The organism is Dactylosporangium aurantiacum (assembly GCF_000716715.1).
GTDB classification, from domain to species: Bacteria; Actinomycetota; Actinomycetes; order Mycobacteriales; family Micromonosporaceae; genus Dactylosporangium; species Dactylosporangium aurantiacum.
In genome coordinates, this window is the sequence record NZ_JNYJ01000040.1 from 12546 (window position 1) to 28688 (window position 16143).

Genomic DNA, 16143 nt, shown 5'->3' on the forward strand with positions numbered 1-16143 from the left:
CTCAGGGCAGGTGTACGGTCACCTGCCCCGTCTCCGCGTCCGCGGCGACGATGACCCCCGCGGGGTCCGCGGTGACGGTCGGAGTGAGCCGGCCGGCATCGACGGCCGCCACCGCCGCGATGCCGGCCAGCTGCACCCGCCAGGGCGCCGGGCTCCCGTGGTCCCGGCGCACCTCGACGGTCGTCCCGGCCCGGCGCACCGTGAAGGTCGCACCGTCGGTGTCGCTGAGCCGGCCCTGCGGCGAAGGGATGTCCACGGTCGTGCCCGCGCCGTCGGGCAGCTCGAAGACCCGCAGGGTGACGCCGTCGGCGTATGGGTAGTCGGGGCGGTCGTCGCGCGCGCCGAACGGCACGACCGAGCCGGGCCGGACCAGCACCGGCAGGTCACCGATGCCGTACCGGCGGCGGATCCAGCCGGGCCCGGTCAGCACCTCCCCGCTGCGCAGGTCGGTCCACCGCCCCGCGGGCAGGTAGAAGGTGACGTCGCCGTCGGCACTGAACACCGGCGCGACGAGGATGCTGCCGCCGAGCATGTACTGCCGGTCCAGGTGGGCGCAGGCCGGGTCGTCGGGGAACTCCAGGGCGAGCGGGCGCAGCACCGGCAGGCCCTCGCGGTGCGCGGTGACGGCGGCGCCGTACAGGTACGGCATCAGCCGCGCCTTCAGCCGGGTGTACTCGCGCAGCACGTCGACGGCCTCGTCGCCGAAGTGCCACGGCACCCGGTAGGACTCGTTGCCGTGCAGGCGGCTGTGCGAGGACAGCAGCCCGAACGGGATCCAGCGGGTGAACACCGCCGGGTCCGGGGTGCCCTCGAAGCCGCCGATGTCGTGGCTCCAGAACCCGAACCCGGACATCGCCAGGGACAGCCCGCCGCGCAGGCTCTCGGCCATCGACTCGAACGTCGAGGAGCAGTCGCCGCCCCAGTGCACCGGGAACTGCTGGCCGCCGGCGGTCGCGGACCGGGCGAACAGCACCGCGTCGCCGGCGCCGCGGCGCTCCCGCAGCACCTCGAAGACGGCCTCGTTGTACAGGTGCGTGTAGTAGTTGTGCATCCGCAGCGGGTCGGACCCGTCGGCCCAGACCACGTCGGTGGGGATCCGCTCGCCGAAGTCGGACTTGAAGCAGTCGACGCCGAGGTCGAGCAGGCCGCGCAGCTGGTCCTGGAACCAGCGGCGCGCGTCGGGGCTGGTGAAGTCGACCAGCGCCATCCCCGCCTGCCACTGGTCCCACTGCCACACGTCGCCGTTGTCGCGGCGGACCAGGTGGCCGGCGGCCGCCGCCGGCTCGAACAGCGCGGAGCGCTGCGCGATGTACGGGTTGATCCACACGCAGATGCGCAGCCCCTTCGCCTTGAGCCGGGCCAGCATGCCGGCCGGGTCGGGGAAGGTCGCCGGGTCCCACTCGAAGTCGCACCAGTGGAACTCGCGCATCCAGAACGTGTCGAAGTGGAACACCGACAGCGGCAGCCCCCGCTGCGCCATGCCGTCCACGATGGACGTCACGGTCGCCTCGTCGTAGTCCGTGGTGAACGACGTGGACAGCCACAGCCCGAACGACCAGGCGGGCGGCAGCGCCGGGCGGCCGGTCAGCGCCGTGTACTTGCGCAGCACGTCGCGCGGCGTCGGGCCGTACACGACCAGGTAGGACAGGACCTGACCGGGGACGCTGAACTGGACCCGGGACACCACCTCGGAGCCGACCTCGAAGGAGACCGGGCCGGGGTCGTCGACGAAGACGCCGTAGCCGGCGCTGGTCAGGTAGAACGGCACGTTCTTGTACGCCTGCTCGCTGCTGGTGCCGCCGTCGGCGTTCCAGATGTCGACGGTCTGGCCGTTCTTCACCAGCGGGCCGAAGCGCTCGCCGAGGCCGTACACCACCTCGCCGACGCCGAGGCTCAGCTGCTCGCGCAGGAAGTGCCCGTCGCCGGTGCGCAGCGCGGCCAGGGCCTTCGGCGCGCTGCTGGTCAGGACGCGGCCCTCGGCGAGGAAGTCCAGCCGCCACTGCTCGCCGAGCGCGAACCGGGCGCTGAGCGCGCCGGCGGTGAACGTGACGGCCTCCTCGTCACGGGTCACCTTGCCGTCGGCGGCCGGGTCGGTGTCGATCCGGAAGCGGGGACCGCGGGCCCGCCCGCCGGTGTGCCGGCTGACCCGCACCGCGACGACGTCCGGCGCCGGGGTGGTGCACTCGACGGTGATCAGGGGCGTGTTGAGGGTGTCGCCACGGCCGATGACCCGGCGGGTCGGCGCGTACACCGACAGGCTGTTCGCGCCGACGGCCACGTCGCGGACGTGCACGGGGTAGAGGGCGTGCACCCCGTCGCGCAGCTGCCAGTACCCGTCGCTGAACTTCATGCACGGCCCCATCGTGTCGAAGCGCCTCCTTGTCGAAGCGCTTCGACGATGACGCTACGAACCCGTCACCGGCGTGTCAATCGCCGGGCCGGGCCGGGCGCGACCCGCCCCGGCGGGGCCGTGAAACTTCCACCGGTGCGCGAGAATGCGACGGTGGCGGTACCGGATGCGCAGTTCCTGGCGATGGTCGAGCGGCTGGCCGAGGTCGAGCGGGCACACGCCGCCGACTACACGTCCTTCAGCGTGCGCGGCCGGCGGTTCGGCTACTACTGGCCCCGCACCCACACCACCGGGCTGAAGCAGACGCTGTCGGAGCAGCTCGCCCTCGTCGCGGAGCGCCCCGACGTGTTCGAGGTGCAGTTCACCTCCGGCGGTTTCGGGTGGGTCGTGGTGTACCTGCAACGCGTCGACGCCGACGAGCTGGGTGAGCTGCTGTACGAGGCGTGGCAGCTGTCCGCGCCGGAATCCCTCGTCGAGGCTCACCCCCTGCCCTTCGGCTAGTCTGCGCTCATGTCACTCACCGCGGAGTTCGAGCAGGCCCAGATCGACGTCAAGCAGCTCGACCAGCGCCCGGCCAACGACGTGCTGCTGCGGCTCTACGCCCTGTACAAGCAGGGCACCCACGGCGACGCCGAGGGCAAGCGCCCCGGCGTGTTCGACATGGTGGGCCGCGCCAAGTTCGACGCCTGGGCGGCCCTCGCCGGCACCGGCAAGGAGGACGCGCAGCGGCAGTACGTGGCGCTCGTGCAGCAGCTGCGCGGCTGAGCGTCCCGCCGGGGTATCAGCGCGGGTCGGGGCGCTGGGTGCGCTCGCCGAGCACCGTGCGGTAGAGCGCCTCGCGCAGCGCCAGCTCCCGCGGGTCGTCCCACAGGTGGAAGCCGGCGCGGTTCATCGCGTACGCGAACCCGATCCCGGTCTCCGGGTCGGCGAAGCCGAACGACCCGCCCGCACCGGGCGTGCCGAACGCCTGGTCGCCGGCGGCGCCGAAGCGCAGCCGCGGGAAGGGCTTCACGTAGCCGAGCGAGAAGACCGTCGGCACCCGCAGCACCACGTCCAGCAGCCCGCCGGTCGGCGGCTGCGCCGGGCGGACCAGCGCGTCCAATGTGGACTGTCCCAGGCCGAGGGTGGCGCCGCCGGTGGCCGCGTCGCCGTAGGCGCGGGCGATGGCGCGGACCTCACCGGTGCCGTTCGCGGCGGGCAGCTCCAGGCGGCGCACCTCCGGCAGGTTGTAGTTGCCGGTCTGCGACAGCACCTTCGGGTTGGCGAACGAGCGGGCGGTCACGCTGCGCGGGTTGAGGAACCCGAACACGAACCCGCGCGGCATCGTGCCCAGGTGCAGCAGCAGCTCGGCCGGCCGGTACCCGTGGACGTACGCGATCCGGTCCGGGTCCACCGTGTCGGGCACGCCGACGTAGAACTCGGCCCCGAGCGGCGCGGCGACCTCCTCGGCGAAGAACCGGCCCAGCGACCGGCCCGCCGGGTCGACCCGGCGCAGCAGCTCTCCCTCGTACCAGCCGAGTGAGATCGCGTGGTAGCCGTGCCGGGTGCCGGGCCGCCACGCCGGGCGCTGCTCGGCGAGGGCGTCGGCGACCACGTCGAGGTCGGCGAGGTCGGCGACGGTGAGCGGCCGGTCGATCGCGGCGAGCCCGGCCTGGTGCGCGAGCAGCTGCCGGACCGTGACGCCGGCCTTGCCGTTGCCGGCGAACTCGGGCCAGTACGTGGCGACGGTCGCGTCGTAGTCGATCCATCCGCGGGCGTGCGCGACCGCGACCGCCAGCCCGGACACGCCCTTCGTCGTGGAGAACACGGTGACGAGCGTGTCGCGCAGCCACGGCGCGCGGGTGCGCCCGTCGCGGTAGCCGCCCCACAGGTCGACCACCTTGCGCCCGTCGCGGTAGACCGCGCACGCCGCCCCGATCTCGCCGCGCTCGGCGAAGTTGCGCCGGAACGCGTCGGCGACCGGCCCGTACCCCTCGTCGACGTCGCCCTGGACGAGGCCGGGCGGGACGTCCACCTTGAACACCATGACGGCCTCCTGCGGCGGCGCCTGGAGCGGCGTGCGCCGACGATACACCCGCACCCACCACTTTCGGCACTACCCGTGCATGTTGGTTGCGTGGCCTAGGCTGGCGCCGGTGACGCACTTCCCCGGCGCGACCCGGTTCGACGCGCTGCGCACCTACGCGGCCCCCGGCATCCACATCACCACGACCTGGTTCGCCACGACCGCCCCGGTCACCGCGGTCCTCGACTGGTACGCCCAACACCTGGCCGACCACGAACGCGTCACCGACGGTGACTGGACGAGGGACGAGTCCGCCGCCGGCGCCCGCCGGTTCCACGGCGTCACCGTCCACCCCGCGGACACGTTCCCCGCCGGCCCGCGCCCGTCGCACCCCGCGCCCCCGGGCACGGCCACGGTGATCCGCGAGGACGCCGGCACCTTCCCCGTCCCAGCCGCGCCCGCCACCCCCGCCGCGCGCCCCTCGCTGCTGCAACGCATCCGCGCCAGGCTGATCACTCCCCGCTGAACCCTCGGCCGTCCTTTCGGTCAGCTCTGGCACACGCCCGCCCAACCGTGCGCTCGTCTGTGCCGGTTGCGCCGCGTAACAGCCCTGCGGCCACGGGCCGTCGCGCCGGGTCCCGTGCCGCGCGGCGGCCCGTGCTGTTACCGGTCGGCGCTGGCCGGTGCTGGCCGCGCGCGGCGCCGCAGGGTGTCCGTGGCGGCGGACGTGGCGGTCGCCGCGGTCAGGAACAGCGCCGCGGCGAGGAGGATCCGCACCTCCGGGTAGGTCGGCGGGGGCAGCAGCGCCCCGCTCGCCGCGGCGCAACCGGCCAGCGCCGCGACCGACAGCTGCGCCAGCCACCGGCCGGCTGCCCGCCGGCCACCACCGAGTCCGGCCACGGCGTCGCGCGCGGCCAGCACCAGCGCCACGCCGGCGACGAGGGCGGTCCCGGCGACGGCCAGCCACAGGGTGCCGAGGTCCAGGGCGTACCGGACCGGCAGCGCCGGCACGAAGAACAGCGCCGCGAACCAGGCCAGCCCGCCCTCCACCGTCGCCACCCCCGGCCCTCCCGCCGGACCCGGTCCCGCTGCCACGCCCGGTCCCGCCGACGGGTCCGGGCTCGCCGACGGGTCCGGGCTCGCCGACGGGTCCGGGCTCGCCGACGGGTCCGGGCTCGCGGCGCGGCGGTGGGCGAGCAGGCGGGCGCCGGCCAGGGCGGCGGCCGCGGCCACGGCGACGGGCAGCAGCCGCGGCACGTGGCCGAGGTTGTAGAGCAGGGCGGTGTCGTACACGAGCAGGACGATGACCCCGAGCGCCGCGGCGGAGGCGACGGCGAGCAGCACGTCCACCGCGGTCCGCGGCGCGGGCAGGGCGGGCCGGGCACGCCACCGGCCGACGAGGACCGCGGTCGCCACGCAGGACACGGCCCGCAGCACCAGGTCGTCGACCGTGTACGGGTTGCGCAGCCCCCACTCGACGAGCCCGAACACGACCGAGTACGCCACGCACCCGGCCCACAGCACGGCCGGCGTGGTGAGCAGCCGGGCGCGGGCCGGGTCGAGCCAGCGGCACACGCACAGGTAGGCGAGGACCACGAACGGCAGCTCGAGGACCGCCTGCACCCGCAGCACGGTCACGGCGAGCAGCCGCGGCGCGGGGAACGCCGCCGCGACGGCCCGCACCGCGTCGCCGCCGGCGAGGTCGAACCAGCCGGGCGGCAGGTACCGGGCGATGAACGCCGGGTCGCCGTCGTGGACGCGCAGCACGTACACGGTGAACAGCACCTGGTTGAGGTAGACCGCGGCGACGACGGCGGCCAGCCACACCCCCGGGCCGCGGGCGGTGCCGGGCGGCGCGGCCGGCGGGCGGCGCGGCACCAGGGCCAACCCGCCGAGGACCGAGACGACGACGAGCAGGTCGACCGCCGCCCCGACGCTGATCATGCCCGAACCGTACCGAACGGGGGTTCATCAGCGAAGACCGGTGATTTCGCCGATACACCCGGGGCCGCCACCTGCACACACTGACACGCATCGAAGTTACGAAGGTGTTTCGAGAGGAGTGCAGCGTTGCGAACCATCCTGCTCAGGCTGGCCGTCGTCCTCACGCTCATGGGCGGCGGGGTCGCCGCGGTCGCCACCCCGGCGCTCGCTGACGAGATCGGCCAGGCACCCACCGCCTCCAATATCACCGGCAACGGCAGCTTCGCGACCACGTCCGAAAGCATCTCCAGCCTGGTCTCCGGCTTCGGCGGCGGCCGGGTGTACTACCCGACGGCCACCGGCCGCTACCCGGTGATCGCGATCTCGCCCGGGTTCACCGCCACCTGGTCGAGCCTCGCCTGGATCGGCCCGCGCCTGTCCTCGTGGGGCTTCGTGGTCGTCGGCATCGAGACCAACAGCATCTACGACCAGCCCGGCAGCCGCGGCAACCAGCTGCTCGCCGCGCTGAACTGGGCCGTGAACTCCTCCTCCACCGCCGTGCGGTCCCGCGTCGACGGCAGCCGCCGCGGCGTGGCCGGCCACTCGATGGGTGGTGGCGGCACCCTCGAGGCGCTCGCCGCCGACACCAGCGGCCTGGTCAAGGCCGGGGTGCCGCTCGCACCCTGGAACACGGACAAGATCTGGAGCAACGTCAGCGAGCCGGTCCTGATCGTGGGCGGGCAGGCCGACACCATCGCGCCGGTCGCCACCCACTCGGTGCCGTTCTACAACACCCTGGCCGGCCCGAAGACGTACGTCGAGCTGACCGGGGCGAGCCACTTCTTCCCGCAGACGACGAACGCCACCACGTCCCGAGCGCTGGTGTCGTGGTTCAAGCGCTGGCTCAACCAGGACTCCCGGTTCACGCCGTACACCTGCGGCTTCGGTGGGCTGGCGGTGTCCGACTTCCGCAGCAACGCCTGCTGATACACCCGCACAGGGTCCCCGTCGCCCGTCCGGGCGGCGGGGACCTCGCGCGTCAGCCGCCGGCCATCGCGCCGATGATGAGCAGCGGCTCCCTGCCGGTGGCGACCGGGTCCGGCAGCGGGTCGTCGGGTTCGTCGTTGGACAGGTCCTCTTCGCAGCCGTACAGCCGCACGAACGCGCGGCGGCGACCGCTGGCCCGGTCCCGGATGGTGCCGCGCAGCGCCGGGTAGCGGGCCTCGAGCGCGTCCAGGACCAGCCGCTGCGTGACCGGGCCGGACACCTCCAGCTGGACCTCGCCGTCGACGCGGGCCAGCTGCCGCAGGTGGGCGGGGAGCACGACACGGATCATGGCAGCGTCTGCACCTCGACCGACAGCACGGCCGGCAGGTCCCGCACGATCGGCATCCAGCTGTCGCCGGCGTCGGCGGAGACGTACACCTGCCCGCCCGTGGTGCCGAAGTAGATGCCGCACTCGTCGAGGGTGTCCACGGCCATCGCGTCGCGCAGCACGTTGACGTAGCAGTTGGCCTGCGGCAGACCCTCGGTGAGCGGCTCCCACCGTTCGCCTCCGGTGCGGCTGCGGTACACCCGGAGCCGGCCGTCGGGCACGTAGTGCTGCGAGTCGCTGGTGATCGGCACGACGTACACCGTCTCGGGCTCGTGGGCGTGCACCGCGATCGGGAAGCCGAAGTCCGTCGGCAGGTCGCCGCTGATCTCCCGCCACGAGCCGCCGGCGTCGTCGGTGCGCAGCACGTCCCAGTGCTTCTGCATGAACAGCACGTCGGGGCGTGACGGGTGCATGGCGAGCCGGTGCACGCAGTGGCCGACCTCGGCGTCCGGGTCGGGGATCTGCCCGGACACCAGACCCCGGTTGATCGGCTGCCACGTGACGCCGGCGTCGTCGGAGCGGAACGCCCCGGCCGCCGAGATCGCCACGAAGATCCGGTCCCGGTGCACCGGGTCGAGGATGATCGTGTGCAGGCACATGCCGCCGGCGCCCGGCTGCCAGCGCGGCCCCGACTCGTGCGTGCGCAGGCCGGTCAGCTCCTGCCACGCCCGGCCGCCGTCGGTGGAGCGGAACAGCGCGGCGTCCTCGGCGCCCGCGTACACCGTGTCGGGGTCGTCCCGGGACGGCTCCAGGTGCCAGATCCGCTTGAACTCCCAGGGGCGGGGCGTGCCGTCGTACCAGAGGTGGTCGCCGACCTTGCCCTCGTAGGTGAAGTCGTTGCCGACCGGCTCCCAGTTGGCGCCGCCGTCGTCGGAGCGCTGGATCAGCTGGCCGAACCAGCCGCCGGACTGCGACGCGTAGAGCCGGTCGGGATCGGCCGGGGAACCGTTGACGTGGTAGACCTCCCAGCCGCCGAACAGCGGCCCGTCGACCTTCCAGTCCTTGCGGGCACCGTCCGAGGTCAGGATGAACGCGCCCTTGCGCGTCCCGACCAGCACCCGTACTGCGCTCATGCCGTCACCTCCGCTGCGCTCCGGCGCCGACCTGAGCCAAGACTGCGCCAATGATGAGACTCCCCTGCGCTGCGCTCCGGGTCGCTCATGCCGCACCTCCGTCTCCGTGTGCCGACCTCTCGCATCGTGCCACGGTCCGGGCCGCCCGCAACCCCGCTTCACCCGGTCGCGCGCCTGCCGGCGGCGGCGCGGCGGCTGCGGCGGTGTGTGAGCGGGGTGACGCCGGGTAGGGGAGCCGGCAGCCAGCACGAGTGAAGGGAGCACCGCACATGGGCGACGACGACCCGATCATCTCCGGCGTGCCCGCGGCCGCGCGCAACTCCGAGCCGGGTGACCGGCCGGTCAAGGTCCGCACCGGCGCGGAGCAGCCGTGGGACCCGGAGGACCTGGCGGTGGCCGAGGGGCGCGACCCGACCCCGAAGAACGTCGAACGCAGCCGCCGCGAGCTGGAGGAGCTGGGCGCGGCCGCGATCGAGAAGACGGTTCCCTGAGGGGCGGTGGTGCACAGTCCGGGTACGCACGTCGGTGTGCGCACCCGGACCGTGGCTCGTGGCGCCGGCGGGCGCACCGTGAGCGTGCCGCCCGGCGTACCGCCGCCGCATCGGTGGAATCGCCTGCGTGCGCGGCGGTCAGGACACCACCTTCGCCAGCTCCGTGCGGGAGCGCACGCCGAGCCGGGTGAAGATGTTGCGCAGGTGGTGGTCGACGGTGCGGGGGCTGAGGAACAGCACCTCGGCGACCTCGCGGTTGGTGGCGCCGCCGGCGACCAGCTCGGCGATGCGGGCCTGCTGCGCGGTCAGCGCCTGCTGCGCGGTCAGCGCCTGCCGGGCCTCGTCGGTGGGGGTCACGTGGTCGCCGGCGGCCCGCAGCTCGGCGGCGGTGCGCTGGGCCCAGGTGGCCGCGCCGAACTGCTCGAACGTGGCCAGGGCGCGGCGCAGGTGCTCACGGGCGGCGGCCGGGTGCCGGCGGCGGCGCAGCTCCTCGCCGTAGAGCAGCTCGGTGCGGGCCCGGGCGAACGGTGAGTCGCCGGCCAGGTGCAGCCGGATCGCCTCGCGGTACCGAACGTCGGCCTCGTCCTCGGTGTCGGCGAGCAGCGCGTGGCAGCGGGCCGACAGCGCCAGCCAGGTCGGGTTCGCGGTGCTGTGCGCCCACAGGTCGTACGCCCACAGGATCTGCCGGGCGGGGGCCCGGTCGCCGCACCGGGCGACCGCCTCGACCAGCGTCGGGGTGGCGGGGATCTGCACGCCGAGGTGGCCGCGGCCACCGGCGGTGCGCATCACGCCCCACAGCCGGCCGGCGGCGTCGGCGTAGCGGCCCTCGGCGACGTCGAGCAGCGCCGAGGCCCACACGCACATGGCGCGGGCCTGGCTGTCGACGTCGACGCCGGCCCTGGCCCGGCACCGGCGGGCCCACGCCTGGCTGGCGGGGGCGTCGCCGAGCATGCCGAGCACCACGGCGAGCATCCCGCGGCAGTTGTCGGCGACGGCGTCCTGGCCGGTGGCGGCGGCGAGGCGCTGGCCCTCGGTGGCGGTGGCGACGGCGAGGTCGAGGTCGCCGAGCGCGAACGCGGCGGTGGCGGCCAGATCCAGGGCGTGCGGGACGGTGGCCCGGTCGCCGGCGCCGCCGGCGAGGCGGGCGGCTCGCACCGCGAGGCGGTACGCCTGCTGGTCCTCGCCGATGAGGATGCCGGCGCCGGCGGCGCGGACCAGCGTCGGCGGGTCGTCGACGGCGGCGGCGAGCTGCAGGACCCGCCGCAGCGGCCCGACCCCCCGCGACGGGTCGCCGGAGAACAGCGCCGACACCCCGGTGAGGTGCTCGAACAGCAGCTCGGCGGCGGGCGGGTCGCCGGGGCGGCGCAGCCGCAGCGCCCGTTCGGCGAGCGCGGTGAACTGGTCGTGCCGGCCGGTCGTCAGCAGCGCCTCCCCGGCCAGCAGGAACGCGCCGAGGCTGCGCCGCCGGTCCCGGGCGACGAGCCGGCCGGCCGCGGCGACGAGGGTGTGCTGCTCCCCGCCGCCGACGCCGGCGCGCAGGTCGATCTCGCCGAGCAGCAGCTCCCGTTCGGCGTGCAGATGCTCCGGTACGCCCGGCGCGAACACCGACCGCAGCAGCATCCTGGCCTGGTGGGGCTCGCCGCCGCGCCAGGCGAGCCGGGCCGCCGCGAGGGTGCGCTCGGCGGCGAGGACCGGGCCCGTGGTGAGTGCGGCGGCGTGCCGCAGCGCGGTCGCGGCGAGGGCGGGCGGCACCCCGGCGGCGGCGTCGGCGAGGACCGCGGCGAGGGCGTCATCGGGCCCGTCGGCGACCGCGGCGAGGTGCAGCGCGGCGGTCAGCACGGCCCCGGCGTCGCCGGCCGGCGGCGTGCTCAGCTCGGCCGCCGGTAGCGTGCCCAGCTCGGCGGTCGGCAGCGTGCCCAGCTCGGCGGTCGGCAGCGTGCCCGGGTCGGCCGCCGGCGCTGTGCCGGGTCCGGTGGGCGGCGGTGTGCTCGGCCGGCCCGCCGGTCGGGGGCCGGGTTCGGCGGTCGGCAGGGCGGCGAGGAGCCGGTGCGCGGCGTGCCGTTCGGCGAGGGCGGCTTCGGCATACAGGACGGGGGCGAACAGCGGCGGCACGAACCGGACCCGGCCGTCCTCGACGTGGACGAGGTCGGCGCGTTCGGCGGCGGCGAGGTCGCCCGGCCGGTGCCCGGCGGCGAGGAGCGGGGCCACGCCGCAGCCGGGCCGGCCACCGGGGGTCCGGGGGCCGGTGAGGGCGGCGGTCGCGGCGAGCAGCAGGACCCGGCGGGTGGCGTCGGGCAGGGTCCGCAGCACTGCCCGGTACTCCCGGCGCAGCGGGCTGTCGCGGGGCAGCGTGTCGGGCGGGGCGGCCTGGCCGTGGCGCTGCTCGGCGTCCAGCGCGGCGGCCAGCTCGGTGAGGGCCCGCGGGTTGCCCTCGGCCATGGCGGCGAGGACCCCGGCGACGTCGCCGGCGAGGTCCGGCACGGCGTCGGTGAGCAGGTCGCGGCTGTCGCGAAGGTCGAGCGGGGCGAGCCGGCGCACCGGCAGGCCGGCGAGGGCGGCCTCGCTGCCGGCGGCCGCGGGCGTGTCCCGCAGCGCGAACAGCAGCGCGACCCGGTCGCCGCCGGCGTGCCGGGCGGCCAGGGCGAGGGCGTCCAGCGACGGGCGGTCCAGCCATTGGGCGTCGTCGACGCGGCACACCACCGGCCCGCGGGCCCGGCCGCCGAGCGCCCGCAGCGCCGCGAGGGTGGCCAGGCCCGCGGCGAGCCGGTCCGCCGCCGCGCCGCCGGAAACGTGACCCGCCACGTCGCCCGGCACGCCGGCGACGTGCCCCGCCGCACCGCCGGGCAGCCCGGCGAGGTGCCCTGCCGCGCCGCCGGACAGCCCGGCGACATGACCCGCCGCGCAGCCGGGCAGGCCGGCGACGTGGCCCGGCAGGCGGGTGCCGGCGAGGAGGCGGTGCAGGCCGGCGTACGGCAGCGCGGACTCCGCCGGGCACCCGGCCACGGCCAGCTCGACGGCCGGACCGGCGACGCCGCCCGAACCGCCCGAACCGCCCGAGCCACTCGGACCACTCGGACCACCCGAGCCGTTCGAGCCGTTCGAGCCGCCGGAGCCGAAGGAACTGAAGGAACCGGGCCCTGCGGCCGTGGCGGCGGCGAGCAGGGCGGACCGGCCGATGCCGACCGGTCCGGTGACGACCAGGGCTCCCCCGCGCCCCTCGGCGGCGGCGGCGAGCAGGGCGGCGATGGCGGCACGGTCGGCGTCGCGGCCTCGCAACGAAACTTTCTGCACGGTCGATGCACTAACCATGCCGCCAGTGTTACGTGTCGGTAACACCAATGGAAGGGGTCATCGCGACGACGGTCCGCCGCAGCTCCCGTTTGAGCACCTTGTGGCTCGGCCCGAGCGGCAGGGCGGCCACGACGCGCACCTGCCGCGGGTACTTGTGCCGCCCCAGGTGCTCCCTGGACCAGGCGACGAGGTCCTCGGCGACCAGTGCGGCGCCGTCGGCCGGGACGACCACCGCGCAGATCTCCTCGCCGTGCACCGGGTCCGGCACGCCGATCACCGCGACCTGCGCGACGCCGGGGTGCCGGGCGAGGACCTCCTCGACCTCGCGCGGGTACACGTTGAAGCCGCCCCGGATCACGATGTCCTTCTTGCGGTCGACGATCGTGACGAACCCGTCGGCGTCCTTGGTACCGAGGTCGCCGGAGCGGAACCAGCCGTCGACGACGGCGAGGGCGGTGTCCTCGGGCCGGCCCAGGTACCCGGCGAAGACGTTGTGCCCGCGGATGACGATCTCACCGAGCTCGCCCGGCGGCAGCAGCTCGACGCGGTCGTCCACCTCGGCCCGGGCGACCTCCACCTCGACGCCCCAGATCGGGTGGCCGACGGTGCCGGCGCGGGTGCCGAAGTGGGGCTGGTTCGTGGTGGCGGTCGGGGACGTCTCCGACAGCCCGTACCCCTCGAAGATCGACGTGGCGAACGCGGCGTTGAACCGCTCCAGCACCGCGACCGGCAGCGACGCGCCGCCGGAGATGCACAGCCGCAGCCGGGGCAGCTCGGCCCGGTGCGCGGCGGCGTCGAGCAGCGCCAGGTACATGGTGGGCACGCCGTGGAACACGTCGACGCCCTCGGCGAGCATGAGGTCCAGGGCCGCGTCGCCGGTGAAGCGGGCCAGCATGACGAGGGTGGCGCCGAGGCGGAAGGTGCCGTTCATGCCGACCGTCTGGCCGAACGTGTGGAACAGCGGCAGGCAGCCGAGCACGACGTCGGTGGGGCGGGCGTCGTTGGCGTCGAACACGTTGACCGTCGCGTTCAGCACCAGGTTCAGGTGGGTCAGCACGGCACCCTTGGGCTGCCCGGTGGTGCCGCTGGTGTACAGCACGACCGCCGGGTCCTGCGGCTCCCGGGAGGCGTAGGAGCGCAGCGGCGCGGCATGCGCGAGGTCCGCCGGCGCGACCACGGTCACGCCGGCCAGTTCGGCGGCGGCGGCACCGGCGGCGGCGACCGCCGGGTGGCACACGAGCAGCCGGGCGTCGCTGTCGCGCAGCGTGTACGCGACCTCCGGCGCGGTCAGCAGCAGGTGCACGGGCACGACGACGGCGCCGAGGGCGAGGATGCCGTAGTAGGCGCGGGGGAAGTCCACGACGTTCGGGCACTGCAGCGCGACCCGGTCGCCTGGGCGCACGCCGAGGTCGCGCAGGGCCGCCGCGTACGTGAGCGCCTCCCGCCACAGCTGCGCGTACGTGACCCGCTGGTCCCCGTCGACGACGGCGACGCGCTGCGGGTACCGGCGCGCGGACTCGGCCAGGATCGCCGCGACCGACAATGTGGCGGTCATGCCGTCACCTCCGCTGCGCTCCGGCGCCGGCCTGACCTCCACACTGCGCTGCTGATTCGCAGCCCTCCGCTGCGCTGCGGCCCACTCATGCGAGGTGCCCGCCGATCTGGGTGAAGCCGCGCAGCAGGTCCCGGGCGATGATCATGCGCTGCATCTCGTCGGTGCCCTCGAAGATGCGCAGCAGCCGGACCTGCCGGTACCAGCGCTCGATCGGCAGCTCACGGGTGTACCCCATGCCGCCGTGGATCTGCATGACCCGGTCCACGACGTGGTTGACCATGGTGGCGCCGTAGAGCTTCGCCATCGACGACGTGTGCCGCGGGTCGAGGCCCTGGTCGACGGTCCAGGCGGCGCGCAGCACCAGCCAGCGGGCCGCCTCCAGCTCGACCTCGGAGTCGGCGATCATCCACTGGATCGCCTGGTTCTGCCCGATGGGCCGGCCGAACGTGTGCCGGGTGTTGGCGTGCTCGATCGCCATGCCGAGCGCGCGCTCGGCGATGCCCAGCGCGTGCGAGGGGATGACGTAGCGACCCTTGCCGATCCAGCGCATCGCCAGGTCGAAGCCCTGGCCCAGCTCGCCGAGGATGTTGCGGCCGGGCACCCGCACGTCGTCGAAGATGAGCGACGCCGGGCCGCCCTCGCCCATGGTCTGGATGAACTCGGAGCGCCAGCCCATCGACCGGTCGACGAGGAAGGCGGTCGCGCCGCCCTTGCGCACGTCCTTGTCCCGGTCGGTGACGGCGATGACGATCGTGAAGTCGGCGTCGTTGCCGTTGGTGATGAACGTCTTCTCGCCGCTGAGCAGCCAGTCGTCGCCGTCACGGCGGGCGCTGAAGCTGATGTTCGCCGCGTCGGAGCCGGCGCCGGGCTCGGTGATCGCGAAGCACGACACGCGCTCGCCCTCGATGGTCGGCACGAGGTACTCGCGGCGCTGCTCCTCGTTGGCGAAGTACAGGATGTTGTCGGCCTCGCCGCCGAAGCGGAACGGCACGTAGGAGCGGCCGACCTCGGTCCACACCAGGGACTGCAGCACCGCGGGGAGGTCCATGCCGCCGTACTCCTCGGGGGTGGACAGCCCCCAGAAGCCGAACTGCTTCGCCTTGAGCTGCAGCTCGCGCAGCTCGCCGCGCTCCAGCCCGGGCTGGTGGCGGCGTTCGCGGCGCAGCACCTCCTGCTCGAGGGGCTCGACCTCCTTGCGGATGAAGGACCGGGCGGTGTCCCGGATCGCCTTCTCCTCGTCACTGAGCGAGAAATCCATCGCTACCCTCTCCTATTTGCACTCGGAGTGCACTAATCTTCGCCGGCATGGATCGGTTCAGTTCTTTCGACGGGGTCGGCATCGCGTACCAGGTGTGGGGCGGCCCCTCGGCGCTGCCGCCGGTGGTGCTGCACCACGGGTTCGTCGTCGACGCCAATGTCAACTTCGTCGGCCCCGGCCTGGTCGACGCCCTGGTCACCGCGGGCCGGCAGGTCGTCGCCCCGGACGCGCGTGGCCACGGCGCCTCAGACAAGCCGCACGACGCCGCCCGCTACGGCGAGGCCGTCATGGCCCGTGACCTCGGCTGCCTGCTCGACACGATCGGCGCCGGCACCGTGGACCTGGTCGGGTACTCGATGGGCGCCGTCGTGTCCGCCATCTTCGCCAGCGGCGACCCGCGGGTGCGCCGGCTCGTGCTGTCCGGCGTCGGTGCCGGCGTCGTCGAGCTCGGCGGGCTGGACACCCGGGTCGTGCCGCCCGCCGAGATCGCCGCGGTCCTGCTCACCTCGTCGCCGGCGGCGGTGGAGGCGTCCCCGGCCGCCGCGTTCCGGGTGCTGGCCGACGCGATCGGCGCGGACCGGGCCGCCCTGGCCGCCCAGGTGCACGCGGCGCACCGCACCCCGATCGCGCTGGACCGGATCACCGCACCCACCCTCGTGCTCGCCGGGCGGGACGACAACCTCGCCGCGCGGCCGGAGGTCCTGGCGGGCGCGATCCCCGGTGCCCGGTGGCGGCTGGTGAGCGGCGACCACATGACCGCGGTGCGCGCCCCCGCGTACGCGCCGGCGGTCGTGGAGTTCCTGGCGGGCTGAGTCACCGCGG

At 74.8% G+C, this 16143-nt stretch carries 14 protein-coding genes; 6 read left to right on the forward strand and 8 right to left on the reverse strand.

The window, feature by feature from the left end; translation table 11 throughout:
- Position 1: 1 nt before the first annotated feature.
- Positions 2–2350 carry an alpha-xylosidase gene (gene yicI / locus OP18_RS36585; protein ID WP_033363745.1) on the reverse strand — a complete coding sequence of 783 codons (2349 nt, stop codon included), beginning with the start codon at positions 2348–2350 and terminating at the stop codon, positions 2–4.
- A 153-nt stretch (positions 2351–2503) separates the two neighbouring features.
- Between yicI and OP18_RS36590 the strand changes: the two genes are divergently transcribed.
- Both OP18_RS36590 and OP18_RS36595 read left to right on the forward strand, forming a co-directional pair.
- Complete coding sequence (locus tag OP18_RS36590) at positions 2504–2851, forward strand: MmcQ/YjbR family DNA-binding protein (RefSeq protein ID WP_033363793.1); 348 nt, start codon at positions 2504–2506, stop codon at positions 2849–2851.
- Positions 2852–2860: 9 nt separating this feature from the next.
- Positions 2861–3115 (forward strand): acyl-CoA-binding protein, encoded by a 255-nt coding sequence (locus tag OP18_RS36595; protein ID WP_033363746.1) that lies wholly within the window; start codon positions 2861–2863, stop codon positions 3113–3115.
- A gap of 16 nt (positions 3116–3131) precedes the next feature.
- Here the strand turns inward: OP18_RS36595 and OP18_RS36600 are convergent, their stop codons facing one another.
- Positions 3132–4376, reverse strand: coding sequence for an EstA family serine hydrolase (locus tag OP18_RS36600; protein ID WP_033363747.1), 1245 nt, complete (start codon positions 4374–4376; stop codon positions 3132–3134).
- Between the two features lie 109 nt (positions 4377–4485).
- On the opposite strand from OP18_RS36600, the gene OP18_RS36605 reads away from it, so the two are divergent.
- Positions 4486–4881: a hypothetical protein gene (locus tag OP18_RS36605; protein WP_033363748.1), complete on the forward strand. Its 396-nt coding sequence runs from the start codon at positions 4486–4488 to the stop codon at positions 4879–4881.
- A gap of 137 nt (positions 4882–5018) precedes the next feature.
- On the opposite strand, the gene OP18_RS53570 is transcribed toward OP18_RS36605, so the two are convergent.
- Entirely contained in the window at positions 5019–6299 is a 1281-nt protein-coding gene (locus OP18_RS53570) for a hypothetical protein (RefSeq protein WP_052387871.1), read from the reverse strand.
- A 126-nt stretch (positions 6300–6425) separates the two neighbouring features.
- Here OP18_RS53570 and OP18_RS36615 point away from each other — a divergent pair, with 126 nt between their 5' ends.
- Positions 6426–7265: an alpha/beta hydrolase family protein gene (locus OP18_RS36615; RefSeq protein ID WP_033363749.1), complete on the forward strand. Its 840-nt coding sequence runs from the start codon at positions 6426–6428 to the stop codon at positions 7263–7265.
- Positions 7266–7317: 52 nt separating this feature from the next.
- On the opposite strand, the gene OP18_RS36620 is transcribed toward OP18_RS36615, so the two are convergent.
- Positions 7318–7614: a MoaD/ThiS family protein gene (locus OP18_RS36620; protein WP_033363750.1), complete on the reverse strand. Its 297-nt coding sequence runs from the start codon at positions 7612–7614 to the stop codon at positions 7318–7320.
- Positions 7611–8726 carry a WD40/YVTN/BNR-like repeat-containing protein gene (locus OP18_RS36625; RefSeq protein WP_033363751.1) on the reverse strand — a complete coding sequence of 372 codons (1116 nt, stop codon included), beginning with the start codon at positions 8724–8726 and terminating at the stop codon, positions 7611–7613. Before OP18_RS36625 ends, OP18_RS36620 begins: the two co-directional genes overlap by 4 nt.
- A gap of 269 nt (positions 8727–8995) precedes the next feature.
- Here OP18_RS36625 and OP18_RS36630 point away from each other — a divergent pair, with 269 nt between their 5' ends.
- Positions 8996–9217 (forward strand): hypothetical protein, encoded by a 222-nt coding sequence (locus tag OP18_RS36630; protein WP_245635648.1) that lies wholly within the window; start codon positions 8996–8998, stop codon positions 9215–9217.
- Positions 9218–9355: 138 nt separating this feature from the next.
- Here the strand turns inward: OP18_RS36630 and OP18_RS51555 are convergent, their stop codons facing one another.
- The 3 genes from OP18_RS51555 to OP18_RS36645 form a co-directional block, all read right to left on the reverse strand.
- Positions 9356–12526 carry a helix-turn-helix transcriptional regulator gene (locus OP18_RS51555; protein ID WP_043788164.1) on the reverse strand — a complete coding sequence of 1057 codons (3171 nt, stop codon included), beginning with the start codon at positions 12524–12526 and terminating at the stop codon, positions 9356–9358.
- Positions 12527–12536: 10 nt separating this feature from the next.
- Positions 12537–14063 carry a long-chain-fatty-acid--CoA ligase gene (locus OP18_RS36640; RefSeq protein WP_052387873.1) on the reverse strand — a complete coding sequence of 509 codons (1527 nt, stop codon included), beginning with the start codon at positions 14061–14063 and terminating at the stop codon, positions 12537–12539.
- Positions 14064–14148: 85 nt separating this feature from the next.
- Complete coding sequence (locus OP18_RS36645; RefSeq protein ID WP_033363752.1) at positions 14149–15321, reverse strand: acyl-CoA dehydrogenase family protein; 1173 nt, start codon at positions 15319–15321, stop codon at positions 14149–14151.
- A 47-nt stretch (positions 15322–15368) separates the two neighbouring features.
- Here OP18_RS36645 and OP18_RS36650 point away from each other — a divergent pair, with 47 nt between their 5' ends.
- Positions 15369–16133 carry an alpha/beta fold hydrolase gene (locus OP18_RS36650; protein WP_033363753.1) on the forward strand — a complete coding sequence of 255 codons (765 nt, stop codon included), beginning with the start codon at positions 15369–15371 and terminating at the stop codon, positions 16131–16133.
- The last annotated feature ends 10 nt before the right edge of the window (positions 16134–16143 follow it).